This window comes from Serratia sp. K-E0102, from assembly GCF_029962625.1.
GTDB lineage: Bacteria > Pseudomonadota > Gammaproteobacteria > Enterobacterales > Enterobacteriaceae > Serratia > Serratia sarumanii.
Genome location: NZ_CP124754.1, coordinates 366604 through 393313 on the forward strand (window position 1 = coordinate 366604; position 26710 = coordinate 393313).

The 26710-nt window shown below is 59.1% G+C and carries 26 protein-coding genes; 13 read left to right on the forward strand and 13 right to left on the reverse strand.

The window, feature by feature from the left end; all coding sequences use genetic code 11:
- Positions 1-132: 132 nt before the first annotated feature.
- Positions 133-873 (forward strand): 3'(2'),5'-bisphosphate nucleotidase CysQ, encoded by a 741-nt coding sequence (cysQ, locus tag SSARUM2_RS01665; RefSeq protein WP_033638653.1) that lies wholly within the window; start codon positions 133-135, stop codon positions 871-873.
- 1 nt (position 874) lies between these two features.
- Here the strand turns inward: cysQ and SSARUM2_RS01670 are convergent, their stop codons facing one another.
- A complete protein-coding gene (locus SSARUM2_RS01670; RefSeq protein WP_060452838.1) occupies positions 875-1432 on the reverse strand; it encodes a YtfJ family protein in 558 nt (185 codons plus the stop codon).
- A gap of 330 nt (positions 1433-1762) precedes the next feature.
- Between SSARUM2_RS01670 and SSARUM2_RS01675 the strand changes: the two genes are divergently transcribed.
- The gene (locus tag SSARUM2_RS01675) at positions 1763-1969 is read left to right on the forward strand and encodes a DUF1107 domain-containing protein (RefSeq protein ID WP_033636801.1); all 207 of its coding nucleotides are present in this window, start codon (positions 1763-1765) and stop codon (positions 1967-1969) included.
- A 73-nt stretch (positions 1970-2042) separates the two neighbouring features.
- Here SSARUM2_RS01675 and SSARUM2_RS01680 read toward each other — a convergent pair whose 3' ends face one another.
- Together SSARUM2_RS01680 and msrA are read right to left on the reverse strand one after the other, a co-directional pair.
- A complete protein-coding gene (locus SSARUM2_RS01680) occupies positions 2043-3368 on the reverse strand; it encodes a hemolysin family protein (protein WP_033636802.1) in 1326 nt (441 codons plus the stop codon).
- Positions 3369-3548: 180 nt separating this feature from the next.
- Positions 3549-4187, reverse strand: a complete 639-nt coding sequence (gene msrA / locus SSARUM2_RS01685) for a peptide-methionine (S)-S-oxide reductase MsrA (protein WP_086556996.1) — start codon at positions 4185-4187, stop codon at positions 3549-3551.
- Positions 4188-4476: 289 nt separating this feature from the next.
- Between msrA and SSARUM2_RS01690 the strand changes: the two genes are divergently transcribed.
- The 3 genes from SSARUM2_RS01690 to SSARUM2_RS01700 are packed head-to-tail and all read left to right on the forward strand — an operon-like array spanning position 4477 to position 10378.
- Positions 4477-6213 (forward strand): autotransporter assembly complex family protein, encoded by a 1737-nt coding sequence (locus tag SSARUM2_RS01690; protein WP_033636806.1) that lies wholly within the window; start codon positions 4477-4479, stop codon positions 6211-6213.
- A complete protein-coding gene (locus SSARUM2_RS01695) occupies positions 6210-10028 on the forward strand; it encodes a translocation/assembly module TamB domain-containing protein (protein WP_049195394.1) in 3819 nt (1272 codons plus the stop codon). Before SSARUM2_RS01690 ends, SSARUM2_RS01695 begins: the two co-directional genes overlap by 4 nt.
- 2 nt (positions 10029-10030) lie before the next feature.
- Positions 10031-10378: a gamma-glutamylcyclotransferase gene (locus SSARUM2_RS01700; protein ID WP_033648686.1), complete on the forward strand. Its 348-nt coding sequence runs from the start codon at positions 10031-10033 to the stop codon at positions 10376-10378.
- A 53-nt stretch (positions 10379-10431) separates the two neighbouring features.
- Here the strand turns inward: SSARUM2_RS01700 and ppa are convergent, their stop codons facing one another.
- Positions 10432-10962: an inorganic diphosphatase gene (ppa, locus tag SSARUM2_RS01705; RefSeq protein WP_004933594.1), complete on the reverse strand. Its 531-nt coding sequence runs from the start codon at positions 10960-10962 to the stop codon at positions 10432-10434.
- A gap of 260 nt (positions 10963-11222) precedes the next feature.
- On the opposite strand from ppa, the gene SSARUM2_RS01710 reads away from it, so the two are divergent.
- Positions 11223-12776, forward strand: a complete 1554-nt coding sequence (locus SSARUM2_RS01710; RefSeq protein WP_033636809.1) for a methyl-accepting chemotaxis protein — start codon at positions 11223-11225, stop codon at positions 12774-12776.
- Between the two features lie 45 nt (positions 12777-12821).
- Here SSARUM2_RS01710 and fbp read toward each other — a convergent pair whose 3' ends face one another.
- A complete protein-coding gene (fbp, locus tag SSARUM2_RS01715; RefSeq protein WP_004933587.1) occupies positions 12822-13826 on the reverse strand; it encodes a class 1 fructose-bisphosphatase in 1005 nt (334 codons plus the stop codon).
- Between the two features lie 169 nt (positions 13827-13995).
- Between fbp and mpl the strand changes: the two genes are divergently transcribed.
- Positions 13996-15375: a UDP-N-acetylmuramate:L-alanyl-gamma-D-glutamyl-meso-diaminopimelate ligase gene (mpl, locus tag SSARUM2_RS01720; protein ID WP_033636810.1), complete on the forward strand. Its 1380-nt coding sequence runs from the start codon at positions 13996-13998 to the stop codon at positions 15373-15375.
- Positions 15376-15572: 197 nt separating this feature from the next.
- On the opposite strand, the gene yhcN (SSARUM2_RS01725) is transcribed toward mpl, so the two are convergent.
- The 3 genes from yhcN (SSARUM2_RS01725) to argR all read right to left on the reverse strand — a co-directional run bounded on the left by yhcN (SSARUM2_RS01725) (position 15573) and on the right by argR (position 17094).
- Positions 15573-15836: a peroxide/acid stress response protein YhcN gene (gene yhcN / locus SSARUM2_RS01725; protein ID WP_033638654.1), complete on the reverse strand. Its 264-nt coding sequence runs from the start codon at positions 15834-15836 to the stop codon at positions 15573-15575.
- A 120-nt stretch (positions 15837-15956) separates the two neighbouring features.
- Positions 15957-16220: a peroxide/acid stress response protein YhcN gene (gene yhcN, locus SSARUM2_RS01730; protein WP_033638655.1), complete on the reverse strand. Its 264-nt coding sequence runs from the start codon at positions 16218-16220 to the stop codon at positions 15957-15959.
- Between the two features lie 403 nt (positions 16221-16623).
- The gene (gene argR, locus SSARUM2_RS01735; protein WP_004933572.1) at positions 16624-17094 is read right to left on the reverse strand and encodes a transcriptional regulator ArgR; all 471 of its coding nucleotides are present in this window, start codon (positions 17092-17094) and stop codon (positions 16624-16626) included.
- 464 nt (positions 17095-17558) lie between these two features.
- On the opposite strand from argR, the gene mdh reads away from it, so the two are divergent.
- A complete protein-coding gene (gene mdh, locus SSARUM2_RS01740) occupies positions 17559-18497 on the forward strand; it encodes a malate dehydrogenase (protein ID WP_060431080.1) in 939 nt (312 codons plus the stop codon).
- Positions 18498-18563: 66 nt separating this feature from the next.
- Here the strand turns inward: mdh and SSARUM2_RS01745 are convergent, their stop codons facing one another.
- Positions 18564-18824, reverse strand: a complete 261-nt coding sequence (locus SSARUM2_RS01745) for a helix-turn-helix transcriptional regulator (RefSeq protein WP_033636812.1) — start codon at positions 18822-18824, stop codon at positions 18564-18566.
- Between the two features lie 181 nt (positions 18825-19005).
- Between SSARUM2_RS01745 and SSARUM2_RS01750 the strand changes: the two genes are divergently transcribed.
- Complete coding sequence (locus SSARUM2_RS01750) at positions 19006-19362, forward strand: DNA-binding protein (RefSeq protein ID WP_033655297.1); 357 nt, start codon at positions 19006-19008, stop codon at positions 19360-19362.
- Positions 19363-19410: 48 nt separating this feature from the next.
- Here SSARUM2_RS01750 and ispB read toward each other — a convergent pair whose 3' ends face one another.
- The gene (ispB, locus tag SSARUM2_RS01755; RefSeq protein WP_033636815.1) at positions 19411-20382 is read right to left on the reverse strand and encodes an octaprenyl diphosphate synthase; all 972 of its coding nucleotides are present in this window, start codon (positions 20380-20382) and stop codon (positions 19411-19413) included.
- Positions 20383-20652: 270 nt separating this feature from the next.
- Here ispB and rplU point away from each other — a divergent pair, with 270 nt between their 5' ends.
- The 4 genes from rplU (at position 20653) to cgtA (ending at position 23505) form a co-directional block, all read left to right on the forward strand.
- Positions 20653-20964 (forward strand): 50S ribosomal protein L21, encoded by a 312-nt coding sequence (rplU, locus tag SSARUM2_RS01760; protein WP_004933561.1) that lies wholly within the window; start codon positions 20653-20655, stop codon positions 20962-20964.
- Between the two features lie 17 nt (positions 20965-20981).
- The gene (rpmA, locus tag SSARUM2_RS01765) at positions 20982-21239 is read left to right on the forward strand and encodes a 50S ribosomal protein L27 (RefSeq protein ID WP_004933559.1); all 258 of its coding nucleotides are present in this window, start codon (positions 20982-20984) and stop codon (positions 21237-21239) included.
- A gap of 105 nt (positions 21240-21344) precedes the next feature.
- Entirely contained in the window at positions 21345-22316 is a 972-nt protein-coding gene (locus tag SSARUM2_RS01770) for a DMT family transporter (protein ID WP_060439169.1), read from the forward strand.
- 16 nt (positions 22317-22332) lie between these two features.
- On the forward strand, positions 22333-23505 hold the full coding sequence (cgtA, locus tag SSARUM2_RS01775; protein WP_004933553.1) for an Obg family GTPase CgtA: 1173 nt from the start codon (positions 22333-22335) through the stop codon (positions 23503-23505).
- Positions 23506-23541: 36 nt separating this feature from the next.
- On the opposite strand, the gene pmrB is transcribed toward cgtA, so the two are convergent.
- Genes pmrB through dacB form a run of 3 tightly spaced genes read right to left on the reverse strand, consistent with a single transcriptional unit; the run spans position 23542 to position 26704 of the window.
- Positions 23542-24603, reverse strand: a complete 1062-nt coding sequence (gene pmrB / locus SSARUM2_RS01780) for a two-component system sensor histidine kinase PmrB (RefSeq protein ID WP_060439168.1) — start codon at positions 24601-24603, stop codon at positions 23542-23544.
- Positions 24600-25262: a two-component system response regulator PmrA gene (gene pmrA / locus SSARUM2_RS01785; RefSeq protein ID WP_033648677.1), complete on the reverse strand. Its 663-nt coding sequence runs from the start codon at positions 25260-25262 to the stop codon at positions 24600-24602. Before pmrA ends, pmrB begins: the two co-directional genes overlap by 4 nt.
- Before the next feature lie 8 nt (positions 25263-25270).
- The gene (gene dacB / locus SSARUM2_RS01790; RefSeq protein ID WP_049195389.1) at positions 25271-26704 is read right to left on the reverse strand and encodes a serine-type D-Ala-D-Ala carboxypeptidase; all 1434 of its coding nucleotides are present in this window, start codon (positions 26702-26704) and stop codon (positions 25271-25273) included.
- Positions 26705-26710 lie beyond the last annotated feature (6 nt).

Genomic DNA, 26710 nt, shown 5'->3' on the forward strand with positions numbered 1-26710 from the left:
AGTTGCGCCCAACAAGATCTGAGGAATTCCCGGGGGTTAGCCGGTTGAGATGGATATTCGGCGTAAAAAAAACTAGTCTGCTAGCAGAGACAGAGGGAAATTTCCCACGGAGATGCAGAGTTGAGGTGCATGATGTTAGAGCGAATTTGCCAACTGTCCCGCGAGGCGGGGGCGGCGATCATGGCGGTGTACGACGGTGAACAACCGCTTGATGTCGCACAGAAAAAAGATGATTCACCGGTGACGGCGGCCGATCTGGCGGCGCATCACATCATCAAGCGCGGCCTGGCGGCGCTGACGCCCGAGGTGCCGCTGCTGTCGGAAGAAGATCCGCCGGCGTGGGAAGAGCGCCGCAGCTGGACGCGTTACTGGCTGGTCGATCCGCTGGACGGCACCAAAGAGTTCTTGCACCGCAACGGTGAGTTCACGGTCAATATCGCCCTGATTGAAGAGGGGCAGGCGGTGATGGGCGTGGTGTACGCGCCGGCGATAGACGTATTGTATCTGGCGGAGCGCGGCAAGGCCTGGAAAGAAGAGAAGGGCGTGCGGCAGGCGATCGGCGTCAGCAACGCGCATCCGCCGCTGGTGGTGGTGAGCCGCTCGCATATCGACGACGAGCTGAAAGATTATCTGCAGCAGCTGGGCGAGCACCAGACCGTGTCCGTCGGCTCCTCGCTGAAGTTCTGCCTGGTGGCGGAAGGCAAGGCGCAGCTCTATCCGCGCTTCGGGCCGACCAACATTTGGGATACCGCCGCAGGGCATGCGGTGGCGGTGGCCGCCGGGGCGCAAATTCACGATTGGCAGGGCAAGCCGTTGCTCTATACCCCGCGTGAATCCTTCCTCAACCCCGGCTTCCGGGTGTCGCTGTTCTGAGTTAGTTCGCCAACAGCTGGTGCAGCTTGGACATCACCTGCTGCACCTCTTCCGGCGTCAGCGCGCCGTCTTTGGCAAACTGAATGCGCCCTTGCTTATCCAGCACCACGATGGCGGAGCCTTTCGGCTGCAGATCCCAGGCCTTGCGCACGTTACCGTCGCTGTCGACGATAAACTGCGACCACGGGAACTCCTTCTTGCTGTCTTCAATGCTGCTGCGCACGAACATCGCGGTGCCCATCAGGGCATCGTCGGTGTTGACGATTGTCGTCGTTTGGTAACGATCGTGTGGTAGCTTCGCCTTCTTGATCGCTTCAATCAGTGGGTCGTTCATGTCTTTGGCGGAGCTGCGGCCGGCAATATGTTGTATCACTCGCACTTTTCCACTGAGCTGCGCGCTGTTCCAGTTCTGGTAGCTAAAATTACCTTCAGCGTAATTGAGCTCTCCTTTGTCGCTGACGCCGACCGGCGCCACGCGCTGCTGGAGCTGGAAGTTGTGCGCGGAAGCCAAAAGCGGGGCGAGCAGCAGGGATACCATCAGCATGCGACTTGTTTTCATGCTTTCTCCTTGTAATGGGGGGAATTTGTGCGACAGCACTTCGACAGCCTAAAGCATAGGATGTGATAAGAGGTCTGTCCTGTTAACCGGATCGCAGATTTTCCCTTGGTTCGCTAATCATCAGATTTTGAAGGGATATCCTGAAAACGTTATAAATTATCATATACAATTCTGTCAAAAAGTGTAAATCCAGTGCAGATCACCGGGCAGAAGTGAACGATCTGGTCTTTACTGGGTCTACTACATGCAATCAAGTTGCGTTCTGAATTTCGAGGCTGCCACCTTTGGCGGCTCGCTGAGCGCATGGATCAACGGGAGGAGCGTAAAAGAATGAGAATCTTCCAGCGTTATAACCCTTTGAAAGTGGCGAAGTACGTTAAGACCCTGTTTCGCGGAAGGCTGTATATCAAGGACGTGGGCGCATTTGAATTCGACGAGGGGAAAATCCTGCCGCCGAAGATTCGCGACAAGCGCCATTTCAGCGTGATGTCTGAAGTGAACCGTCAGGTGCTGCTGCTGCAGGCCGAGATGGGGTGAACACCTCGCTGACAGCGGTAAAAAAAATGCGGCCCCGATGGGGCCGCTGATGTTTTTGTCTTATCGCCTCAAGCTACGGGGTGTCTTCCGGCGCTTTCGGCAGCACCGCCGCCGGTTTGTCGCTCAGCCGGGTGACCAGCAACTGGTCTATCTTGTAGCTGTCGATATCCACCACTTCGAACTTGTAGCCGGCGTATTTGACGAAGTCGGTGCGTTTCGGGATCTTGCGCAGCATATACATCATAAAGCCGCCGATGGTCTCGTAGTTGCCCGCCTGCGGGAACTCGTCGATATCCAGCACGCGCATCACGTCGTCGATCGGCGTGCCGCCCTCAATCAGCCATGAGCTTTCGTCGCGCGCCACGATCTGCTCTTCCTGGCCCTGGCCGACCAAATCGCCCATCAGCGTGGTCATCACGTCGTTGAGGGTGATGATGCCCACCACCAACGCATATTCATTGAGGATCACCGCGAAGTCTTCGCCGGCGGTCTTGAAGCTTTCCAGCGCTTCGGACAGCGTCAGCGTATCCGGCACGATCAGCGCCGAGCGGATCTGCACGCCGCTGCTCAGCACCAGGCTCTGGTTGCCCAGCACGCGGTTCAGCAGGTCTTTGGAGTCGACGTAGCCGACCACCTGATCGATATGGCCGTCGCACACCAGGAACTTGGAGTGCGGATGGGTCGAGACCTTCTCCTTGATGCTCTCTTCGCTTTCGCGCAGGTCGAAGTACACCACGCTTTCGCGCGAGGTCATCGAAGACGGCACGGTGCGCGATTCCAGTTCGAACACGTTTTCAATCAGCTCATGTTCCTGCTTGCGCAGAACGCCCGCCAGGGCGCCGGCTTCCACCACCGCGTAGATGTCGTCGGAGGTGATGTCGTCCTTGCGCACCATCGGCAGCTTGAACATACGGAAGATCAGGTTGGCCATGCCGTTGAAGAACCACACCAGCGGGCGGAAGATCATGATGGAGAAACGCATCGGGTTGATGATCCGGACGGCGACCGTCTCTGGTGCAATCATACCGATGCGCTTCGGGGTCAAATCGGCGAACAGGATAAACAGGCTGGTCACCAGCACGAAGGAGCAGATGAAGCTGACCTGTTCCGCCAGTTCGGGCGACAGGAAACGATCGAACAACACCTTGAAGGTGGGAGAGAAAGCCGCGTCGCCGACGATACCGCCGAGGATGGCCACGGCGTTCAGGCCGATCTGCACCACGGTGAAGAAGATGCCTGGGGTTTCTTGCAGTTTAAGCACTCTGGCGGCGTTGACGTTGCCTTCGTCCGCCATCAGCTTCAGTTTGATCTTGCGCGAGGCGGCCAGAGAGATTTCCGACAGTGAGAAGAACGCACTCACCGCGATCAGAAAAAGAATCAGTAAAATACTGTTTAACATAATCTATCCATACGTGCCGACGGGATGCCGGCGCTCTTGAGGAAGGGTAGTACATAGCAAAAAAAGCAGCGATAACAACCAGAAGGGAAGCTATCGGGCCGCAGAAGCGGCCCGCACAGTATAGCAGTTGCCCCACAGGGGCCGCCAGCGGTTAAAAAAGTGCCGCCGGCCGGCATCGGATCAGCCCTGCGGCGGCAGGCAAACGCCGATGCCGCCCAGCCCGCAGTAGCCTTCCGGATTCTTGAACAGGTACTGCTGATGATCGTCTTCCGCGTAATAGAACGGCAGCGCCGGCGCGATCTCGGTAGTGATGACGCGCTTGTCGCCTGCCGCCTCCATCGCCTGCTGGAAGCGCTGCAGGCTGCTTTCCGCCTCGGCCTGCTGCTCCGGGCTCAGCGTATAAATCGCCGAGCGGTACTGGGTGCCGACGTCGCCGCCCTGGCGCATGCCCTGCGCCGGATCGTGATTTTCCCAGAACACCTGCAGCAGCTGTTTGTAGCTGACGACCTGCGGATCGAACACCACGCGCACCACTTCGGCGTGGCCGGTCTGACCGCTGCACACTTCGCGGTAGGTCGGGTTCGGCGTGTAGCCGCCGCTGTAGCCGGCGGCGGTGCTGTAGACGCCCGGCTGCTGCCAGAACAGGCGCTCAACTCCCCAGAAACAGCCCATGGCGAAGATCGCCACCTCCATGCCTGCCGGCACCTGGGTCATCGAGTGTTCGGTGACCACGTTGAGCGTTGCGACAGGCATTGGCGTGGTGCGGCCAGGCAGCGCGCTTGCCTTATCGACGGTTTGTGATTTATCAAAAAATGGCACCACGGTTGACTCCTGTTGTCACAGTAAGAATTGACCCTACATGGGGGCGGTTCGGTTGTATCTCACCGCGTCTTTGCCCACAATAAGTGGCAAGTTGAGTTTATGTATAAGCTTAACGCAGTATTTTGAGCGCCAAAAGTGAAGAATTCGCCTGTTGCGCGGTGGTGGCAAGCGCGGCGGGCGGCGTCCGGAACAAGGTTGAAGAGGGCTGCCGTCATGATAGCGCGGAGTCTGCCCTGGCCCCGGAGCGAACACCATAACAGGAAAGTAAAATCAATAAGGAGAACACGTGCCAAAGTACCCGGTCATGTGCTTGATATCTGTGTTGCTTGCGGCACCTGCGGCCTATGCGGCCAACGTGCGCTTGCAGGTGGAGGGGTTAAGCGGAGAGTTGGAAAAAAACGTCCGGGTGCGGCTGTCGTCGATCACGCCTGAAGAGGTTGGCACCGACGGGCGCTTCCGCGCGCGGGTGGATGAGGCGGTGCGCCAGGGGCTGCGCGCGCTCGGCTATTACCAGCCGACCATCGAGTTTACGCTGGACGATCGGCCGGGGATGTCGCGCCCGGTGCTGCACGCCAAGGTCAATCCGGGCGAACCGGTGCGTATCGCCGGCGCCAACATCGTGCTGGAAGGCGGCGCGAAGACCGATGAGGACTACCTGGCGCTGGTGAAGAAGGGGCGGCCGACCATCGGCGAGATCCTCAACCACGGCAAGTATGACAGTTTCAAAGGCTCGCTCACCGGCCTGGCGCTGCGCAAAGGCTACTTCGACGCCGACATGACCAAAAGCCAGCTCGGCGTGGCCGAAGATCTGCACAAGGCGTTTTGGGATATCGATTTCAACAGCGGCGAACGTTACCGCTTCGGCAAGGTGAAATTCACCGGTTCGCAAATCCGCGAAGACTATCTGCAAAATCTGGTGCCCTTTCATCAGGGGGATTACTACAGTTCGGAGGATTTGGCCGAGCTGAACCGCCGTTTGTCCGCCACCAACTGGTTCAACTCGGTGGTGGTGTCCCCTGATTTCAACGATGCCAAAGAGAACAAGATTTTGCCGTTGGACGCGCTGGTGACGCCGCGCACGCGCAACACCGTCGAAACCGGTATCGGTTACTCCACCGACGTCGGCCCGCGGGTGAAAGGCACCTGGAAAAAGCCCTGGCTCAACGATCGCGGGCATAGCCTGGAAACCAGCGCCAGCGTGTCGGCGCCGGAGCAACAGCTGGATCTGACCTACAAGATCCCGCTGCTCAAGAACCCGCTGGAGCAGTATTACCTGCTGCAGGGTGGCCTCAAGAACGTCGATCTTAACGACACCAAGTCCGTCACCTCCAAAGTGGTGGCCTCGCGCAACTGGGATCTTTCCAGCGGCTGGCAGCGGGCGATCAACCTGACCTGGCGCTGGGATAACTTTACCCAGGGTAATGTCAGCAACACCACCATGCTGCTGTATCCTGGCGTCAGCTTCAGCCGCACCCGTTCGCGCGGCGGTCTGATGCCGACCTGGGGCGACAGCCAGCGCTACTCTATCGACGTGTCCGACACCTCCTGGGGCTCCGGGGTGGACTTTGCGCTGATGCAGGCGCAGAACGTCTGGATCCGCACCCTGGCCGACAAGCATCGTTTTGTGGCGCGCGGGCAGGTGGGCTGGATAGAAACCAACGACTTCGACAAGGTGCCGCCGGATTTGCGCTTCTTCGCCGGCGGTGACCGCAGCATTCGCGGCTACAAGTACAAAGACATCTCGCCGCGCGGTGACGACGGCAAGCTGACCGGCGCCTCCAAGATGCTGACCGGCTCGCTGGAGTACCAATACAACGTGACCGGCAAATGGTGGGGGGCGATGTTCGTCGACTCCGGTGAAGCGGTGAACGATATCAAGAAGAGCAACTTCAAGACCGGCGCCGGCGTAGGCGTGCGCTGGCAGTCGCCGGTGGGGCCGGTGAAGCTGGATATCGCCGCGCCTGTGGGAGACAAGGACACCCACGGGATGCAGTTCTACATCGGTTTGGGGCCTGAACTATGAGCCTGGTTAAAAAGATTTGTCTCGGATTTCTGGTCGTTCTGCTGTTGCTGATCGGCGGCCTGGCCTTCCTGATAGGCACCACCACCGGTTTGCATATGGTCATCAACGGCGCGGCGCGCTGGGTGCCGGGGCTGGAGATCGCCGGCGTCAGCGGCGGCTGGCGCGATCTGACGCTGAAGGGCGTGAAGTATCAGATGCCGGGCGTGACGGTCAACGCCGGGCAGTTCCATCTGTCGCTCGATCTCTCCTGCTTTAAGCGCAGCTCGCTGTGCGTCAATGCCTTGACCGCCCAGGATGTGGACGTGGCGGTGAACACCAAAGAGATGGCGCCTTCCGCGCCGGTGGAGGAGAGCAGTGAGCCGACCACCAATCTCAGCACGCCTTACCCGATCACGCTGCGCCTGTTGGCGTTGAACAACGTCAAGGTCACCGTCGACGACACCGCCATCTCGCTGGCCGAGTTCCGCACCGGCGCGCAGTGGCAAGAGCGCGCGCTGACGCTGATGCCGACCAAGATCGGCTCGCTGCTGATCGCCTTGCCGAAAACCCCGCAAAACCCGTTGCCGGAAGCGGTGCAGCCGGCGGTCGAGGTGGCGAAAAAGGTCGGCGAGCAGGTTACCGACGCGGCGAAGCCGGTGCCGCAGCCGGAAGAGAAGCCGCTGGGCGAAACGCTGAAGGAACTGTTCGCCAAACCGCTGTTGCCGGATCTGCCGGACATCCGCCTGCCGCTGGATATCACCGTCAAAGAGATCAGCGGCGAGCAACTGCGCTTGACCGGCGATACCGACGTGCTGATCACGAGCCTGTTGCTGCAGGCCAGCACGCAGGATCAACATATCCAGCTGGACAACTTCGACGTGAAGTCGCCGCAGGGCACGCTGTCGCTGCAGGGGCAGGCAACGCTGACCGGCGACTGGCCGGTGTCCCTGACCGCCAACAGCGCGCTGAACATCGAACCGCTGAAGGGCGAGAAGGTGAAGCTGAACGTCGGCGGCGGGCTGCGTGACGAGCTGAAGGTGGCGCTGAACCTGTCCGGCCCGGTCGGCGCCCAGCTCGATGTGCAAACCCGGCTGGCCGAAGCCGGCCTGCCGCTGGCGCTGACGTTGCAGAGCAAGCAGCTGAAATGGCCGCTGAGCGGCGAGGCGCAGTATCAGGTCAACGATTTCCGCCTGCGCTTTAACGGCAAGGCGACCGACTACGCGCTGTCGACGCGTGCCAATCTGAAAGGCCAGGACTTGCCGCCGGCGGTGCTGACGCTGGACGGCAAAGGCAACGTCGAGCAGTTCAAGCTGGAGCGCCTGCGCTTGGCGGCGCTGCAGGGCAATACCGATCTCACCGCGCTGGTGGACTGGAGCAAGGCCATCAGCTGGACCTCGCAATTGACGCTGAGCGGCATCAATACCGCCAAGCAGTGGCCGGAATGGCCGGCGAAGCTCGACGGCAAGATCACCACGCGCGGCAGCCTGCACGGCGGCAGCTGGCAGCTGCAGGTGCCGGTGCTGCAGTTGGACGGCAATGTGAAGCAGAACAAGGTCACGGCGCGCGGTACGCTGAGCGGCAACGCCGCAGGGCAGTGGAAAATCCCCGGCATCGATCTGGCGCTGGGGCGTAACCAACTGAACGTCAAAGGGCAGCTGGACGAGAAGAGCTGGAACCTGGACGCCAACATCGACGCGCCGCGTCTGGACGGCGCGCTGCCGGGCCTGGGCGGCACCGCCAAAGGGCTGCTGAAGCTGCGCGGCAATCTGCAGGCGCCGCAGCTGCTGGCGGATTTGACTGCATCCGGCCTGCAGTGGCAGGCGCTGCGCATCAACCGCGTGAAAATAGACGGCGACGTGCGCTCCACGGATCAGATTCAGGGGCAACTGGCGGTACGCGTCGAGCAGCTGAAGCAGGATGCGCTGGAGGTCAGCCTGTTGACCCTCGACGCCAAGGGCAGCGAGAAGCAGCACCAGCTGCAGCTGAAGATCGACGGCAAACCGGTCTCCGGCCAGCTGGCGCTGCAGGGCAGTTTCGATCGCCAGCAGCAGCGCTGGCGCGGCAATCTGAACAACACTCGCTTCGATACGCCGGTCGGGGAATGGCGCCTGACGCGCGCCATCGCGCTGGACTACCTGAACACCGAGCAGAAAATCAGCGTCGGGCCGCACTGTTGGCAGAACCCGAACGCCGAGCTGTGCGTGCCCAAGACCATTGAAGCCGGCCAGAGCGGCCAGGCCAGCGTGGTGCTCAACCGGTTCGATCTGGCGATGATCAAGCCGTTCCTCGGCCCGGAAACCGCCCTGAGCGGGGTGTTCACCGGCCGGGCCGACGTCAGCTGGAAACCGGGCGGCGCGCTGCCGGAGGCGAAAGTCACGCTGGCCGGCAACGGCGTCAAAGTGGTGCAGCAGGTGCAGGGCAACGCGCTGCCGATCGCCTTCGACACGCTGACCCTCAACGCCGGCCTGAACAACGGTCGCGCGCTGGCCGACTGGCGGATCAAGCTGACCAACAACGGCCAGTTCGACGGCAATATCCAGGTGGCGGATCCGCAGGTGCGGCGCACCATCAGCGGCAACGTCAATATCACCAACATCTCACTGGCGCTGATCAACCCGGCGCTGATGAAGGGCGAAAGCGCGGCGGGCATGCTGAACGCCAACCTGCGCCTGGGCGGCAGCGCGCAGAAGCCGCTGGTGTTCGGGCGCCTGGCGTTGGATCGGGCGAAGGTGCAGGGGCACTGGATGCCGTTCGATATGACCGACGCGCGGCTGGCGGTGAATTTCAACGGCATGACCTCGACGCTGGAAGGGCTGCTCAGCACCACGCGCGGCCAGCTGAATCTGGCGGGCGACGCCGACTGGCGCGATATCAACGCCTGGCGTGCGCGCATTGCCGCCAAGGGCGATAAGCTGCGGGTGACGGTGCCGCCGATGATCCGCATCGACGTGTCGCCGGATCTGGTGTTCGAAGCCACGCCGCAGCTGTTCTCGCTCAACGGCAAGGTCGACATTCCCTGGGCGCGCATCACGGTGCAGGAGCTGCCGGAAAGCGCGGTGGGCGTCTCTTCCGACGAGGTGATGCTGGACGACCAACTGAAGCCGATTCAACCGAAGACCGCGTCGATCCCGATCAACAGCAATCTGATGATCCACGTCGGCAATGACGTGCGGCTGGACGCTTTTGGTCTGAAAGCCCGTCTGAAGGGCGACCTGAAGGTGGTGCAGGACAAGAAAGGGCTGGGCCTCAACGGCCAGATTGACATCCCTTCCGGCCGCTTCCATGCTTATGGTCAGGATTTGATCGTGCGTAAAGGGCAGCTGATGTTCTCCGGCCCTCCGGATCAGCCGCTGCTGAATATCGAGGCGATCCGCAACCCGGAATCCACCGAGGACGATGTGACCGCCGGCGTGCGCGTGACCGGCCTGGCGGATGCGCCGAAGCTGGAAGTGTTCTCCGATCCGGCCAAATCGCAACAGGAAGCCCTGTCTTATCTGCTGCGCGGCCAGGGCTTGAGCAGCTCCGGCGCCGACGGTAACGCCATGACCTCGATGTTAATCGGCATGGGGGTTGCACAAAGTGGTCAACTTGTGGGTAAAATCGGCGAGGCATTCGGCGTAAGTAATTTGGCTCTGGACACTCAGGGGGTTGGCGACAGTTCCCAGGTTGTCGTGAGCGGCTATGTTCTCCCAGGCTTACAAGTAAAATATGGGGTGGGCATCTTCGACTCCTTGGCCACGCTGACGTTGCGTTATCGCCTGATGCCTAAGTTGTATCTTGAAGCGGTGTCTGGTCTCGACCAGGCATTAGATTTGCTCTATCAGTTTGAGTTTTAGCGATGCGAATAATTGTCTACGGCAGTTTACGGCGCAAACAGGGAAACAGCCATTGGATGACCAACGCCCAATGGCTCGGCGAGCACGAGCTCGAAGGCTATCAGATTTATAATCTGGGCCATTACCCGGCGGCGATCCCTGGAGAGGGCACGATACATTGCGAAGTGTATCGTATTAACTCATCGATTCTGGCAGAGCTGGACGAACTGAAAAGCAACACCAAGGACTATAAGCGCGAGCTGATTCAGACGCCTTATGGGAGTGCGTGGATCTACCTGTACAAACACAGCGTGGACGGTTACCCGCGAATTACCAGCGGCGACTGGCTGAAGCGTCTCGACGAACAGTAAGAAAAAAAACACCGCTCAATGAGCGGTGTTTTTTCATCGGACGGCGGCGAGAATTACTTCTTGGCAGCGCGTTCGAAGGAGGCGATGATTTCCGCTTTAGCTGCGGCAGCGTCTGCCCAGCCTTCCACTTTCACCCATTTGCCTTTTTCCAGATCTTTGTAGTGCTCGAAGAAGTGAGCGATCTGGGCTTTCAGCAGTTCTGGCAGGTCGTTCACGTCTTTCACGTGATCGTACTCTTTGGTCAGCTTGCTGTGCGGTACCGCAACCAGCTTGGCGTCTTCACCGGCTTCGTCGGTCATCTTCAGAACGCCAACCGGACGGCAGCGGATCACGGAGCCCGGCTGCAGCGGGTATGGGGTTGGGACCAGCACGTCAACCGGATCACCGTCCAGAGACAGGGTGTGATTGATGTAGCCGTAGTTGCACGGGTAGAACATCGCGGTGGACATGAAACGGTCAACGAACAGCGCGCCGGTTTCTTTGTCGATTTCGTATTTGATTGGATCGGCGTTGGCCGGGATTTCGATTACTACGTAGATGTCTTCCGGCAGGTCTTTGCCAGCAGGGACCAGATTCAAGCTCATGTCGGTTTCCTTTAATCATCAAACCAGAAATGGAGTGGCGGCTATTATAGCGGACTCTTTTGCGATTTCCTGCCCTTTTCATCGTCGAAAACCCAGTGCGCTGGCGCACGGAGAATTTCCAGATTAATCCCGCCGCGGCATGAAGTTTTGCCTCCGCCTGCCGATAACTTCAACAAACAATAATGAGCCAGCAAAGCTGGCTCCGCGTTTTGCCACCCCTACTACGTCTGATCTCACTATTCTGAAGCCGGGAAGAACTCATGCTAAAAAAGATTACGGTGAAGGCTGGGCTGATCGCCCTGCTGAGCCTGATGACCATGCTGCTGATCATGGTCAGCGTTATTGGCGTCAACGCGATTAACGAAGGATCGCGCTCGATCCATACCTTAAACCAGATCCTCGGCGAAGAGCTGGGCTCGCTGGCCAACAGCTCCAACCTGACGCTGCGCGCCAGAACCGCCGCCTCGCTGGCGGTGCGCCAACGGGAGATCGGCCAGACTGATGTCTCCGACGCCACCGTGGGCCGCATCTACGGTTACCTCGAGCAGTCGAACAAGGAAATGGCGCGCTTTGTCGGCGTCGGCACCGTGACCGAGCGCGGCCGCGAACTCTCCAACCGCCTGCAAAACAGCTACCGCGCCTATCTGGATCAGGGCGTGAAGCCGATGGCCGCCGCCATCAAGGCCGGCAAGATCGATGAGTATTATCATATTCAGGAAACGCGCATCTCCGCGTTGAGCATCGCGTTCGAAAAGGATCTCAGCGATTTCCGCAGCTTCGCCATGAAGCTCGGCGCGCAGCAGGTGTATGACGCGGAAAGCAACGCCAGCACCAAGATCTCGCTGATCGTGGTGGCGGGCCTGCTCAGCGTGCTGCTGGCGGTGCTGGCCTGGTTCGCGCTGCGGGTGATCATTCTGCGCCCGCTGGACGAGTCCATCGCGCAGCTGGAACACATCGCCGGCGGCGATCTGACCCACGAGATCCGCGGCGAGGGCGATACCGAGATGGGCCGCCTGGTGCGGGCGATGCAGCGCATGCAGCAGGCGCTGGCCAGTTCGGTCAGCAAAGTGCGCGACGCCAGCAGCCAGATTGACACCGGTTCACGCGAACTGGCGGCCGGCAACCTGCATCTGGCGCAGCGCACCGAAGAATCGGCCGCTTCGCTGGAAGAAACCGCCGCCAGCATGGAACAGCTGACCTCGACGGTGAAAATGAATGCCGAGAACTGCGAACAGGCCAACCAGCTGGCGCTGAGCGTGTCCGATATCGCCAACCAGGGCAGCGAGGTGGTTAGCCAGGTGATGAGCAAGATGCAGGCGATCACCGACAGCTCGCGCCGCATCGCCGACATCATCAGCGTGATGGACGGCATCGCCTTCCAGACCAATATCCTGGCGCTGAACGCGGCGGTGGAAGCGGCGCGCGCCGGCGAACAGGGCCGCGGTTTTGCGGTGGTGGCCGGTGAAGTGCGCAATCTGGCGCAGCGCAGCGCCCAGTCGGCGAAAGAGATCAAAGGGTTGATCGAAGCGTCGCAGAACCGGGTGCAGGAAGGCGAGCAGATGGTGGAGTCGGCGGCGCAGACCATGAGCGGCATTACCGGCGAAGTGGGCCGGGTGACGGCGTTGATGCGTGAGATCTCGGCGGCGACACGCGAACAAAGCAGCGGTATCGAACAGGTGAACCTGGCGGTGGCGCAGATGGATCAGGTGGCGCAGCAGAATGCGGCACTGGTGGAAGAGTCGGCGGCGGCGACGCGCTCGCTGGAAGATCAGGCTCAGCTGCTGGCGCAGAGCATGGCGGCGTTCAAGCTGTAAGGCGATAAGGGTTCGGCGCGGTGCCGAACCCTTGCAAAGAACGCGTTACTCGTCCGGGTTTTCGGCGATGAAGCGTTCCGCGTCTTCTACCATCGACTTGGTGCCGACGAAGAATGGCGCGCGCTGGTGCAGTTTCACCGGCGTGATGTCCAGAATGCGGTTTTTGCCGTCGCTGGCCTTACCGCCGGCCTGTTCGGCCAGGAACGCCATCGGGTTGCATTCGTACAGCAGGCGCAGCTTGCCTTGCGGGTGGCTGGCGGTGCTTGGGTAGATGTAGATGCCGCCTTTCAGCAGGTTGCGGTGGAAGTCCGCCACCAGAGAACCGATGTAGCGCGAGGTGTAAGGGCGCTGCGTCGCTTCATCCTGCTCCTGGCAGTATTTGATGTATTTCTTCACGCCGAGAGGGAACTTGATGTAGTTGCCTTCGTTGATGGAATACATGTTGCCGCTCGCCGGGAAGCGCACTTTCTCGTGGGAGAGGCAGAATACGCCCAGAGACGGGTCGTAGGTGAAGGCGTGGACGCCGTAACCGGTGGTGTACACCAGCATGGTGGACGAACCGTAAACCACATAACCCGCTGCGACCTGGGCGCTGCCCGGCTGCAGGAAGTCTTCTTCGGTCACCGGCGTGCCGACCGGCGTGATGCGACGGTAGATAGAGAAAATCGTACCGACCGAGACGTTGACATCGATGTTGGACGAACCGTCCAACGGATCCATCAAAACGACATACTTGGCATTTTCAGCTCGCTCGCCGTCGAATATCACGATTTCATCTTCTTCTTCGGAAGCGATACCCGCAACTTCACCACGCGCTTTCAACGCCGCTTTCAGTTTTTCGTTCGCGTACAGGTCCAGTTTCATCTGAACTTCGCCCTGTACGTTGGACACCCCGCTGGTGCCCAGAATATCAACCAGGCCGGCCTTGTTGATGTCGCGGTGGATGATTTTGGCGCCCAGTTTAATTGCAGAAAGTAACGCGGTCAGCTCGCCGGTGGCGTGAGAGAAGTCGTGCTGTTTCTCGACGATAAATTCGCCTAACGTTTTCATGACACAATCCCTGAATCTACGGATGGATAGCGGCCTGTTAACAAACCGCCAACGTTTTCGCGTGCAGTGTAGCCCAAAGATGCGCGCTATTCATAGGCAAATCCATTTCTTCTGGACGATTCTGAGCGTTAGAATATGCCGACATTCGATGCACTCACATGAGAAACCTATGCGCATTCACATTCTTGGGATCTGTGGCACCTTTATGGGCGGGTTGGCGATGCTGGCGCGCTCACTGGGGCATGACGTCACCGGTTCGGACGCCAACGTCTATCCGCCGATGAGCACGCTGCTGGAGAACCAGGGGATCGATCTTATTCAGGGTTATGATCCGGCCCAGCTGGATCCGGCGCCGGATCTGGTGATCATCGGCAACGCCATGACGCGCGGCAACCCGTGCGTGGAGGCGGTGCTGGAACGTGGCATCCCTTACGTTTCCGGCCCGCAGTGGCTGCACGATGCCGTGTTGCGCGATCGCTGGGTACTGGCGGTTGCCGGCACCCACGGCAAAACCACCACCGCCGGCATGGCGACCTGGATCCTCGAAGCCTGCGGCTACCAGCCCGGCTTCGTCATCGGCGGCGTGCCGGGCAACTTCGACGTATCGGCGCGCCTTGGCGGCAGCCCGTTCTTCGTGATCGAGGCCGACGAATATGACTGCGCGTTCTTCGACAAGCGCTCCAAGTTCGTGCACTACAGCCCGCGCACGCTGATCATGAACAACCTGGAGTTCGACCACGCCGATATCTTCGACGATCTGAAAGCCATCCAGAAACAGTTCCACCACCTGGTGCGTCTGGTGCCGGGCAAAGGCAAGATCATCCTGCCGGACAACGACAGCCACCTGAAGCAGGTGATGGCGATGGGCTGCTGGAGCGAGCAGGAGCTGGTGGGGGAAGAGGGCACCTGGCGCGCACAGAAGCTGACGCCGGACGCCAGCCATTACGCGGTGTTCCTCGACGGCGAACAGGTCGGCGAAGTGAACTGGGCGCTGGTGGGCGAGCACAACATGCATAACGGCCTGATGGCCATCGCCGCCACCCGCCACGTCGGCGTGCAGCCGGCGGACGCCTGCCGCGCGTTGGGCGATTTCATCAACGCCCGCCGCCGTCTGGAGCTGCGTGGCGAAGCCAACGGCGTCACGGTCTACGACGACTTCGCGCACCACCCGACGGCGATCCTGGCCACTCTGGCCGCGCTGCGCGGCAAGGTCGGCGGCACGGCGCGCATTCTGGCGGTGCTGGAGCCGCGCTCCAACACCATGAAAATGGGCATTAGCAAAAACGATCTGGCGCCTTCGCTCGGCCGCGCCGACGAGGTGTTCCTGTTCCAGCCGCACCACATTCCGTGGCAGGTGGCGGAAGTGGCGGATGCCTGCGTGCAGCCGGCGCACTGGAGCGCGGATCTCGACACGCTGGTGGACATGGTGGTGAAAACCGCACAGCCGGGCGATCACATTCTGGTGATGAGCAACGGCGGTTTCGGCGGCATTCACGATCGCCTGCTGGACGCGCTGGCGAAAAAGCAGGAACCGAAAGTCACCTACTGATCGCTCAGCCGCATCAGCCACATCAAGGGCCGCATTCGCGGCCTTTTTTACGCCCATAAAAAAGCCCTCGCGAGCGAGGGCAACGGGGTTCGTCGGATAGGACGACGAGAGGGTCTCTGGGAAATCGGCGTTTGCGTCAGAACTCGGCAGTGGCAGTGACGAGGGTAATCAGCTCTGCAAAGCCGTTCCCAGAGTTGTTATTTGTAAATCTCGGCGGTGGCGTGGTAGTTGCCTTCGTTACGCGCTTCGATCACGCGGTAGGCGGTCGCGCCTTTCGCGTCGGCTTTCTCCGACAACGCTTGGCGAATGTCGGTCGGCGCGCCGTCGATGCCGCTGACGGTGATGGTGCCGATAGATTGCAGATTGGCGGTCTGATCGTTAGTCACCAGCTGGGCGGCGGAGGCGCCGAAGGAGATGACAGACAGCAGGCCGAATGCAGCGAGAGTAGTTTTCATGTTCATGATAGCGATCCTTGGTCATAACAGCCTGGAAGGGCTTGGCAGCGATTTTTATTCTTGAAGGCCGTTATGACAGCGTTTGATTCCAGAGATGTATTGCCCGTTGCCGGGTAATGCCGGTACTTATTTGTAGATTTCAGCGGTTGCGTGGAAGCTGCCGTCATTGCGGGCTTCGATTACGCGGTAAGCGGTCGCCCCTTTGGCGTCGGCTTTGTCGGACAGCGCCTGGCGGATGTCGGAAGGCGCAGCGGCGACGCCGCTCACGGTGATTACACCGGCCGGCTGCAGTTTTGCGGCCTGAGTTGCATCAATAGATTGTGCTGCGAATGCACCAAAGGAAAGCATGGACAGAACGCTCAGGGTTGCAACGGTAGCTTTAATTTTCATCATCTCACCTCATCGTATTCTTTTATCAGTTCCAACGAACTGTGATTCAGTTCACGAAAATGAGTATACAGCTAGTAACGCGAAAAATTAATAGTTCGCTAACAGTTGCTAGTGAAACTTTAACCTTATGATCCTTATTTTTTATAACAGTAAGGAATAAAAAACGCTCACAAAACGATCTTTTGATGTTAAATTTATGTAATTTCAATAAGGTAAGTGCTTTTGACCAAAAGTGCGGAAGATCACAGTGGGTACTGCTGGTTACATGGAGATGTCATGGAAATGTGTTGCTGAGGGATAAAAAAGCAGTGTTAAACGCGGTTGAAGACGGGAAAGGTAACGTGAGAGTTAAAGAAGCGCTAACAAAGTGCGGGCTAAAGCCGCACTTTGTTAGCGCCAGGTTTCACAGCTCTTGCTCGAACACGCCCAGAATAGCCTCATGCAGTTTCTGAGCGGTAAAGCCGTTGGACGGGGTGACGAAAATCGTGTCGTCGCCGGCAATCGTGCCGAGGATGCCCTGGGATTTCCCCAATGAGTCGAGCAGGCGGGCGATCAGCTGCGCGGCGCCCGGGCTGGTGTGGATCACCACGACGGCGTCGTTATGGTCGACGTCCAGCACCAGATTCTTCAATGGGCTGGTGGTGGTCGGCACGCCGAGTTCGGCAGGAAGGCAATACACCATTTCCATTTTGGCATTGCGCGTACGTACCGCGCCGAACTTGGTCAGCATGCGCGATACTTTGGATTGGTTAATGTTTTCGAAGCCTTCTTCTTGCAGCGCCAAAACGATCTCGCCTTGAGAACTGAATTTTTCTTCTTTCAATAACGCTTTGAACGTCTTGATCAGATCTTCCTGTTTTGCGGGATTACGCATTTTGCACCGTGGAATGTTGATAGTGGAAGTCATGATTATGCATATAGATGAATTTTTATGCAACAAAGGCCGACCCAAAGAAAATAAGCATGACCGGGCGGCGAGGAAAGGGCGGCATTTTAACAAAATCCGGCCGCGATGAATATGCCCTTTTGGCGACGGAAAATCGGCCCGCAGTGGTAAATAAAATGTTATTAAAATGATGTTGTTCTGATGTTGCGTAAGGGTGTAATGTAACGGCCGGTTAACTTGCTCGTGAATAACCTCGCACTATTTTTGATTAGTGTGCGCTATGCCCTTCATGCGTAAGCGATTTAATCTAAAATGGGCGCGACAGCGGCCGTTTTATTACACCTGCAGGCAAGAATTGGCTAATTTATTGTTTTGAAAGGTGTAATGACTTAAGGTCCGTAACCAACACATTCACGGCGCTTTATATATTTAAGATAATAAAGGAGTATAGGATGAAAGTTGCAGTTCTCGGTGCTGCTGGCGGTATCGGCCAGGCCCTCGCCCTTCTACTCAAAACCCAGCTTCCTTCAGGTTCTGAACTCTCTCTCTACGACATTGCCCCCGTTACCCCAGGCGTTGCCGTCGACTTAAGCCACATCCCAACCGCAGTTAAAATCAAAGGCTTCAGCGGCGAAGACGCGACCCCGGCTCTGCAAGGTGCGGACGTGGTGCTGATTTCCGCCGGCGTGGCCCGTAAGCCAGGCATGGATCGCTCTGACCTGTTCAACGTTAACGCCGGCATCGTGCGTAACCTGATTGAACAAGTGGCGAAAACCTGCCCGAAAGCCTGCATCGGCATCATCACCAACCCGGTTAACACTACGGTCGCCATCGCGGCGGAAGTGCTGAAAAAAGCCGGCGTTTACGACAAGAACAAACTGTTCGGCGTGACTTCGCTGGATATCATCCGTTCCAACACCTTCGTGGCCGAGCTGAAAGGCAAGCAGCCGGAAGAGCTGAACGTGCCGGTCATCGGCGGCCACTCTGGCGTGACCATCCTGCCTCTGCTGTCGCAGATCCCAGGCGTGAGCTTCACCGATCAGGAAGTGGCGGATCTGACCAAGCGTATTCAGAACGCCGGTACCGAAGTGGTGGAAGCCAAAGCCGGCGGCGGGTCTGCAACGCTGTCCATGGGCCAGGCGGCCGCCCGTTTCGGTCTGTCTCTGGTGCGTGCGCTGCAGGGCGAGAAAGGCGTTGTGGAATGCGCTTACGTTGAAGGCGACGGCAAATACGCTCGCTTCTTCGCACAGCCGCTGGTGATGGGCAAGAACGGCGTTGAAGAGCGCAAGGATATCGGCACCCTGAGCGCCTTCGAGCAGAAAGCGCTGAACGAGATGCTGGACGTGCTGCACAAAGATATCGAACTGGGCGAGAAGTTCATCAATAACTGATCGACGCCGATAGTCAGCCGATAAACGCCGCCGGACGCTGTTCCGGCGGTTTTTTTTGCTCCGCGTTCACGATTTGATACGCGCCTTGCGATCCAGCAGGCAATCGCTGTGCGGATCGTAATAGCGGCTTGGCCAGATCTCCGAGGGGTGGACGCCTATCGCTTCGGCGATCAGCCATTCCCCCTTCGGCCACGGGCGCGACAGCGCGTTGGCCAGCGTCGATGAGCTTAATCCGGCCTTGCGCGACACTGCCGCCAGCGTGGTGCCCTGCTTGCGTAGCGCCGCGATGATATCTGCCGGATGCCAATCTGGGTTCCTTGAATTCATGTTTACATTCCTTTTCTGATTAGCCAAAGTTGCGTTAGTGGTATAACTAACGGGTCAAGGTTAAGCGCATGAACAACGTGAAACGCTTATTCGGAAACCAGAATACCATTAAATTTCCTAAAAAATACCCAAGTAATTTCCAAAAAATGACGTTGCCCACTATTGCCCAGAGATGATGGCTATGAAAAAAGAGTGGTTTGCCGCCAAGGAACTGACAGGCATCGCAGGATTACCTTCCTCACCACAGGGAATCAATCTGATGGCCCGGCGCGAAGGCTGGATCAGCCGCAGGCGTAAAGGCGTGCAGGGAAAAGCGTTGGAGTACCATATCGACAGCCTGCCTTCAGACGTACGTAACCTGCTGGTGCTGAAGGAAGACGGGGCGGCATATGACGTAGAGCGTCAGGATCCGTTGGCGGTCTGGATCGAGTATTACTACCATTTGACGGAAAGCGAGCGCGAGAAAATGGTGGCTTTCCTGATGCGGGAAGGGATCGGCGGCCTGCTGGCGCGTATCGACGAAGAGAGCAATACCTAGGCAGGCCCGCGTATGCGGGCCTGATGGTTTTTAAGAAACATTAATTTCTTAAAAGTCGCGTTGCACCGCCAGATGGGCCAGGCCCTCCAGCGCCGTGCGGTGCTCCGATGCCGGCAATGCCTGCAGCGCGGCGATCGCCTTGTCGGCCTCTTCCTCGGCGCGTTTGCGGGTGTATTCCAGTGAACCGCATTGCTGCATCGCCTGCAGCACCGGCTCCAACAGGTGACGGCCGTTGCCTTGCTCAATCGCGCCGCGGATCATGTCACGCTGGGCGTCGTCGCCGTTGTGCATCGCGTGCAGCAGCGGCAGGGTCGGTTTCCCTTCGTTCAGATCGTCGCCGGTGTTTTTGCCCAGGGTGCTGCCGTCGGCGCTGTAGTCGAGCAGATCGTCGATCAGCTGGAAAGCGGTGCCGAGGTAGCGGCCATAGTCTTGCAGCGCCCGTTCTTGCTCAGCGCTGGCGCCGGACAGGATCGCCGACGATTGCGCCGCCGCCTCAAACAGACGGGCGGTTTTGCTGTAGATCACCCGCATATAGCTTTCTTCGCTGATGTCGGGATCGTGCACGTTCATCAACTGCAGCACTTCACCTTCGGCGATGACGTTGACCGCTTCCGACATCAGCGCCAGCACGCGCAGGGATTCCAGGCTGGTCATCATCTGGAAGGCGCGGGTGTAGATAAAGTCGCCGACCAGCACGCTGGCGGCGTTGCCGAACGCCGCGTTGGCGGTGGCTTTGCCGCGGCGCATGTCCGATTCGTCAACGACGTCGTCATGCAGCAGCGTGGCGGTATGGATGAATTCGATCAGGGCGGCCACGGTGACGTGCTTGCTGCCTTCATAGCCCAATGCCCGCGCCGCCAGGACGGCGATCATCGGCCGGATGCGCTTACCGCCACCGCTGATAATGTAATAGCCAAGCTGATTGATGAGCGTGACATCGGAATTCAGCTGTTCGAGAATTGTTGCGTTCACGGCCGCCATATCTTGCGCGGTTAACTCGGTAATTTGCTCTAGGTTCATTGTATTTTTTTCAGCTGTGTTTCTCTTCACCGCGTTGAGATCGCTGCTCACATCGGTACATGGCGGTAACTGTCCCTATGATTGTACTTGAAAAACGGTTCAGATAAACGCCACGAAAGAAACTGCGCTTTTTTTCTTCTTTTTTCTTGTTCTGGTCTTATTCTGCTCTTGTCATGCGCTGCTTTTTTGCGTAGAATTCGCGCCCTATTGTGAATATTTATAGCGCGCTCTGAACTAACACAGTCGGGCACGCGGAAAGCGGAGTTTTATATGTACGCGGTTTTCCAAAGTGGTGGTAAACAACACCGAGTAAGCGAAGGTCAGACCGTTCGCTTGGAAAAGCTGGACATCGCAACTGGTGAAGCGGTTGAGTTTGACCAGATTCTGATGATCGCTAATGGCGAAGATATCAAAATCGGCGTTCCTTTCGTCGATGGCGGCAAGATCAAAGCTGAAGTCGTTGCTCACGGTCGTGGCGAGAAAATTAAAATTGTTAAGTTTCGTCGTCGTAAACACCACCGTAAGCAGCAGGGCCACCGTCAGTGGTTCACTGACGTTAAAATCACCGGCATCAGCGCTTAAGTTAGGAGAGCGGATTAATGGCACACAAAAAGGCTGGCGGCTCGACTCGTAACGGTCGCGATTCAGAAGCTAAACGTCTGGGCGTAAAACGCTTTGGCGGCGAAGCAGTACTGGCAGGCAGCATCATCGTTCGTCAGCGCGGCACCAAATTCCACGCTGGTACCAACGTGGGTTGCGGCAAAGACCACACTCTGTTTGCTTTGAAAGACGGTAAAGTCAAATTCGAAGTTAAAGGCCCGAGCAATCGTAAATTCATCAGCATCGAAGCTGAATAATTTTTCGAGCCTTACGAAATAGATGTAAGCCCCGCAATTCGTTGCGGGGCTTTTTACATTTATGGGTTGCCTGAGGGCAGGCCCGTCAGCGTTGGCGAAGGTGATATGGATACGAAGCAGCAGGTCGGCGTTGGCATTTCTCTGGCGTTAACCACGGCGGTTTGCTGGGGCGCGTTGCCGATTGCGATGAAAGAAGTGTTGGTGGTGATGGAGCCGTTTACCGTTGTCTGGTATCGCTTTACCATGGCCGCCATCGGTTTGGGCGCGATCCTCGCGGTGCGCGGCAAGCTGCCGCCGCTGACGATGTTCCGCCAGCCGCGTTGGCTGCTGCTGTTGACGATCGCGACGGCGGGGCTGCTGGGCAACTTTGTGTTCTTCAGCTCCTCGCTGCAATACCTGAGCCCGACGGCGTCGCAGGTGATTGGCCAGCTGTCGCCGGTGGGCATGATGTTCGCCAGCGTGCTGATTTTAAAAGAACGCATGCGCGTCACCCAGGTCATTGGCGCCCTGATGCTGATTTGCGGACTGATGCTGTTTTTCAACGTCAGTCTGATAGAGATCTTCACCCGGCTGACGGACTACACGCTGGGCGTCATGCTGGGCGTGTGCGCGGCGATGGTCTGGGTGAGCTATGGCGTGGCGCAGAAGGTGTTGCTGCGCCGGCTGGCTTCGCCGCAGATCCTGGTTATGTTGTACACTTTATGTGCGATGGCGTTGTTCCCTCTGGCCAAACCCGAGGTGATTTTCCAGCTGAGCGGCTGGCAATTGGCGTGTTTGCTGTTTTGCGGCGCCAATACGCTGATCGGCTACGGCGCGCTGGCAGAGGCGATGGCGCGTTGGCAGGCGGCGCAGGTAAGCGCGTTGGTGACGCTGACCCCGCTGTTTACCCTGCTGTTTTCAGATTTATTGGCGTTGGCCTGGCCCCAGGCATTCGCCGCGCCGACGCTGAACATTGTCGGCTATGTCGGTGCGTTTGTGGTTGTGGCGGGCGCCATGTTTTCCGCAATTGGTCACCGGTGGTGGCCGCGACGGGCAGAACCCCCCCTGGTTGCTCCTTTGAAGCAGCCCGGTGAATGATTTACGGAGACGGTAAATGAAGTTTGTAGATGAAGCAGCGATTTTGGTCGTTGCAGGCGACGGCGGCAACGGATGCGTCAGCTTCCGCCGCGAAAAATATATCCCCAACGGTGGGCCTGACGGCGGCGACGGCGGCGACGGCGGCGACGTCTACCTGCTGGCGGACGAGAACCTCAACACTCTTATCGACTATCGCTTTGAGAAGTCTTTCCGCGCCGAGCGCGGCCAGAATGGCCAGAGCCGCGACTGTACCGGTAAACGCGGTAAAGACGTCATCATCAAGGTGCCGGTCGGCACGCGCGTGAAGGATCAGGGCACCGGCGAGATCCTCGGCGACATGACCCGCCACGAGCAGAAGCTGATGGTCGCCAAAGGCGGCTGGCACGGCCTGGGCAACACCCGTTTCAAATCTTCGGTCAACCGTGCACCGCGTCAGAAGACGCTGGGTACCGCTGGCGAAGCGCGCGACCTGTTGCTGGAGCTGTTGCTGCTGGCCGATGTAGGCATGCTGGGGCTGCCGAACGCCGGCAAATCGACCTTCATTCGCGCGGTGTCCGCCGCCAAGCCGAAGGTGGCCGATTATCCGTTCACTACGCTGGTGCCGAGCCTGGGCGTGGTGCGTATGGACCATGAGCAGAGCTTTGTGGTCGCCGACATTCCGGGGCTGATCGAGGGCGCCTCCGAAGGCGCTGGCCTGGGCATTCGCTTCCTGAAACACCTGGAGCGTTGCCGCGTGCTGCTGCACCTGGTGGACATCGCGCCGATCGACGAATCCGATCCGGTGGAGAACGCCAAAGTCATCATCAACGAGTTGAACCAATACAGCGAAAATCTGGCGCAGAAGCCTCGCTGGCTGGTGTTCAACAAAATTGATGTGATTGGTGAGGAAGAAGCCGCCGAACGCGCCAAGGCGATTGTGGAAGGCATGGGCTGGGAAGGGAAGTACTACATGATCTCCGCCGCCAACCGCGAAGGCGTCAACGCGCTGTGCTGGGACGTGATGAACTTCATCAACACCCAGCCGAAAGCGATGGCGATCGAAGAAAGCGCACCGGAAAAAGTCGAATTCATGTGGGATGACTACCACCGCGAGCAAATCGCGGAAGTGGAAGCCGAAGCGGAAGATGACTGGGATGACGACTGGGACGAAGACGACGACGAAGGCGTCGAAATCATTTACCAGAAGTAATTCGGTGATAAGGGGCTCAGCAACGCTGGGCCCTTGTTATTTAAGCGCCTTTTCCGGCAGCCAGCACTGGGCGTTCAGGCCGCGCGCATCGCGGCGGTTTTCCAGCGTCAAACGCCCCTGGTGCAACTGCACGATGCGGATCACGATATTCAGGCCCAGCCCACTGCCGCCGTAGCGTTGATCCATGCGGCGAAACGCCTGCGTCAGCTCCCCGACCATCTCTTCCTTGATCCCCGGGCCATCGTCGATGACTTGCAGCAGATAGCCGTTGTCTTGCGGCGTTAACTGCACCTGTATCGCGCCGCCTTCAGGGCCGTAACGGTGGGCGTTTTCGACCAGGTTGCGCAGCAGCAGCCGCAGCAGCACCGGATCGCCGTTTACTGTGGCAGTAGCCGGCAAGTGCCAGTCCAGCGTCTGCGCGCGTTGGGTGGCCATTTCGTCGAGCTCTTCACGCAGCGGCTGGATCACATCGGCCACCCAATCGACATGCTGATAATGGCCGCGGGCGAAGTCTTGCCCGGCGCGCGACAGCATCAGCAACTGCTCGACGGTGTGCATCAGTTGATCGATGCGGGCGATCAGCGCCTGGCTGCCCTTGACGCCCTGTTTCTCCATCAGTTCCAGATGCAGGCGGATGCCGGCCAACGGCGTGCGCAGCTCGTGGGCGGCGTCGGCGGTGAACAGGCGTTCCTGTTGAATGGTGTTGTCCAATCGTGAGAACAGCTGATTGAGTGCATTGGTGACCGCCACCATTTCCTGGCTGTCGCTGGCGATCGGCAGCGGCGTCAGGTTATCGGCAGAGCGCTTTTCCAGCCGTTTCTGCAATTGGTTGAGCGGGCGGATGATCCAACTGATGGCCCAAAACGACGCCAGCAGCGTGACGATCATCATGATCAGCGAAGGCGCCAACAGCGACGCGATGGCCTCGGCGATCTCGCTATCGACGCGTTCGGTACGCACTTTGGCGGACAGGGTTTCGTCCACCAGGAAGCCGATCTGTTCCCGGCTTTCGTGCCACAGCCAGAAGGCGCTGATGAGTTGCGTGACCAGCAGGATCAGCGCCAGCATCAGCAGCAGGCGGCGGCGCATGCTGATCATGAGGAGGGTTCCAGGCGGTAGCCGATGCCGCGCACGGTGCGGATGCGATCCTTGCCCAGTTTGCGGCGCAGGTTGTGAATGTGTACTTCCAGCGTGTTGGAACCTAAATCGTCTTGCCAGGTATAGAGATCCTGCTGCAGGAGTTCACGGTTGACCGTCTGCCCGGCACGCATGATAAGACGCGCCAGAATGGCGAACTCTTTCGGCGTGACCTCCACCGGCTGCTGCTGCAGGTAAACCTGCTGGCTGGAGAGGTTCAGCTGCAGATCGTCCACCTGCATCAGATTGTCGCTGTGCCCCTGGTAGCGCCGCAGGAGGGCGCGCACGCGCGCCTGCAGCTCGACCAGCGCGAAGGGTTTGACCAGGTAGTCGTCGGCGCCGGCGTCCAGCCCGTCGACGCGGTCTTCCAGCGCGTCGCGGGCGGTCAGGATCAGCACCGGCAGATCGATCTGTTGGCGGCGCCACTGCCGCAGCAGCGCGGCGCCGTCGGTGTCCGGCAGGCCGAGATCCAGGATCACCATGCTGTATTGGCTGGTGATGAGCAGGCTGTTGGCCTCCGCCGCCGTGGCGGCGCAGTCGCAGACGTAACCTTCGCCGGTCAGCGCCAGCGCCAGCCCCTGTTGCAACAGTTCATCATCCTCAACGACCAGCAGCTTCATGATGATCCTCAGTTGTTTTGGTAAATATCCCGATACAGGCGGCTTTCGAAACGCACCAGCGGCGCGCGGCGCTGTTTCTGATCCTCCGGCGGCACGGCGTAGCCGGAGAGATACTGCACGAAGGCCATGCGCTGGCCGCTGGCGGTGGTGATGAAGCCCGCCAGGTTGTACACGCCCTGCAGCGCGCCGGTCTTGGCCGACACTTTGCCGTCGACGCCGGCTTCGTGCAGGCCGCCGCGATAGCGCAGGGTACCGTCATAGCCGGACAGCGGCAGCATCGAGATGAAGTTCAGCTCGTTGTCGTGCTGCGCGATGTACTGCAGCGCCTGCATCATGGTCGCCGGCGCCAGCAGGTTGTGGCGCGACAGGCCGGAGCCGTCGGCGATGATGGTGTTGCCCAGATCGATGCCGGCCTTCTGGCGCAGCACCTGGCGTACCGCATCGGCACCCGCTCGCCAGGTGCCCGGCACGCCGAAGCGTTCGTGGCCGATGGTGCGGAAAACGGTATCGGCGATCATGTTGTCCGATTTTTTCAGCATGATCTTCAACAGATCGTGCAGCGGCGCCGACTGGGTTTGCGCGATCACCGTGCCGGTGATGCCGGGACGCGTCTGGCGTTTCAAGTGCCCGTCGATCTGGATGCCGGCCTGGATCAGTTCGTCTTTCAGGATGGCGCCCGCGTAGCTGGCGCCATCCTGGATGGCGAAGGCCAACGGCAGCGGTTCGCTGCGCTGCGTCAGGCAGCCGGTCAGGGTAAAGCGGTTCAGCTCGCCCGGCACCACGTCCAGTTCGCAGTACTGCGCGTCAGCGGAGCCGCGCGCCAGGGTGCGCACCTGGCTAAACATATTGACCGGATAATAGGAGGCGACGCGGATAAACGCCATGTCGCCCGGATTAGGCGCGCTGTACAGCGAAACCGAGAAACAGTTGCGATCGACGATGGCGGCGGCCGGCGGCGCGCTGAAGCACTGCGTCAGATCGTTCCACGGCCAGCCGGGCGCCTTGTCATGGCTGGCGAAGACCGAGGTATCGACCAGCACGTCGCCGCTGATTTGGCGCACGCCCTGTTTCTTCAGGACGGCCACCATATTGCGCAGGCTCTGGCGTTTGAAGGTCGGATCGCCGCTGAAGCGGGCGATCAGGTTGCCGCGCAGCACGCCGTCGCGGATATCGCCCTGGCTCTCCAGCGTGGTGGTGAAACGGTAATCGGGCCCGAGTTGCAGCAATGCCGCCAGCGCCGTCAGCACTTTTTGGGTACTGGCCGGCAGCGCCATCTGCTGAGAGTGATAATCGATCGTCGGCGCGCTGGCACCGATTTTCTGAACGACCAGGGCAAGGTTGGCCCCATCAGGCAGATATTGTGTGTACTCTTCAACCGGGGCCGCATTCGCATTCAGAACAAATGCGCAAGCCAATGCACTGACAATTCGTGAAAAACGCATAATCTC

Excerpts from the sequence above, each read along its gene's own strand:
- cysQ (WP_033638653.1), top strand. The coding sequence starts at position 133 with ATGTTAGAGCGAATTTGCCAACTGTCCCGCGAGGCGGGGGCGGCGATC.
- SSARUM2_RS01670 (WP_060452838.1), bottom strand. The coding sequence starts at position 1,432 with ATGAAAACAAGTCGCATGCTGATGGTATCCCTGCTGCTCGCCCCGCTT.
- SSARUM2_RS01675 (WP_033636801.1), top strand. The coding sequence starts at position 1,763 with ATGAGAATCTTCCAGCGTTATAACCCTTTGAAAGTGGCGAAGTACGTT.
- SSARUM2_RS01680 (WP_033636802.1), bottom strand. The coding sequence starts at position 3,368 with ATGTTAAACAGTATTTTACTGATTCTTTTTCTGATCGCGGTGAGTGCG.
- SSARUM2_RS01695 (WP_049195394.1), top strand. The coding sequence starts at position 6,210 with ATGAGCCTGGTTAAAAAGATTTGTCTCGGATTTCTGGTCGTTCTGCTG.
- SSARUM2_RS01700 (WP_033648686.1), top strand. The coding sequence starts at position 10,031 with ATGCGAATAATTGTCTACGGCAGTTTACGGCGCAAACAGGGAAACAGC.
- ppa (WP_004933594.1), bottom strand. The coding sequence starts at position 10,962 with ATGAGCTTGAATCTGGTCCCTGCTGGCAAAGACCTGCCGGAAGACATC.
- SSARUM2_RS01710 (WP_033636809.1), top strand. The coding sequence starts at position 11,223 with ATGCTAAAAAAGATTACGGTGAAGGCTGGGCTGATCGCCCTGCTGAGC.
- fbp (WP_004933587.1), bottom strand. The coding sequence starts at position 13,826 with ATGAAAACGTTAGGCGAATTTATCGTCGAGAAACAGCACGACTTCTCT.
- mpl (WP_033636810.1), top strand. The coding sequence starts at position 13,996 with ATGCGCATTCACATTCTTGGGATCTGTGGCACCTTTATGGGCGGGTTG.
- yhcN (WP_033638654.1), bottom strand. The coding sequence starts at position 15,836 with ATGAACATGAAAACTACTCTCGCTGCATTCGGCCTGCTGTCTGTCATC.
- yhcN (WP_033638655.1), bottom strand. The coding sequence starts at position 16,220 with ATGAAAATTAAAGCTACCGTTGCAACCCTGAGCGTTCTGTCCATGCTT.
- argR (WP_004933572.1), bottom strand. The coding sequence starts at position 17,094 with ATGCGTAATCCCGCAAAACAGGAAGATCTGATCAAGACGTTCAAAGCG.
- mdh (WP_060431080.1), top strand. The coding sequence starts at position 17,559 with ATGAAAGTTGCAGTTCTCGGTGCTGCTGGCGGTATCGGCCAGGCCCTC.
- SSARUM2_RS01745 (WP_033636812.1), bottom strand. The coding sequence starts at position 18,824 with ATGAATTCAAGGAACCCAGATTGGCATCCGGCAGATATCATCGCGGCG.
- SSARUM2_RS01750 (WP_033655297.1), top strand. The coding sequence starts at position 19,006 with ATGAAAAAAGAGTGGTTTGCCGCCAAGGAACTGACAGGCATCGCAGGA.
- ispB (WP_033636815.1), bottom strand. The coding sequence starts at position 20,382 with ATGAACCTAGAGCAAATTACCGAGTTAACCGCGCAAGATATGGCGGCC.
- rplU (WP_004933561.1), top strand. The coding sequence starts at position 20,653 with ATGTACGCGGTTTTCCAAAGTGGTGGTAAACAACACCGAGTAAGCGAA.
- rpmA (WP_004933559.1), top strand. The coding sequence starts at position 20,982 with ATGGCACACAAAAAGGCTGGCGGCTCGACTCGTAACGGTCGCGATTCA.
- SSARUM2_RS01770 (WP_060439169.1), top strand. The coding sequence starts at position 21,345 with ATGGATACGAAGCAGCAGGTCGGCGTTGGCATTTCTCTGGCGTTAACC.
- cgtA (WP_004933553.1), top strand. The coding sequence starts at position 22,333 with ATGAAGTTTGTAGATGAAGCAGCGATTTTGGTCGTTGCAGGCGACGGC.
- pmrB (WP_060439168.1), bottom strand. The coding sequence starts at position 24,603 with ATGATCAGCATGCGCCGCCGCCTGCTGCTGATGCTGGCGCTGATCCTG.
- pmrA (WP_033648677.1), bottom strand. The coding sequence starts at position 25,262 with ATGAAGCTGCTGGTCGTTGAGGATGATGAACTGTTGCAACAGGGGCTG.
- dacB (WP_049195389.1), bottom strand. The coding sequence starts at position 26,704 with ATGCGTTTTTCACGAATTGTCAGTGCATTGGCTTGCGCATTTGTTCTG.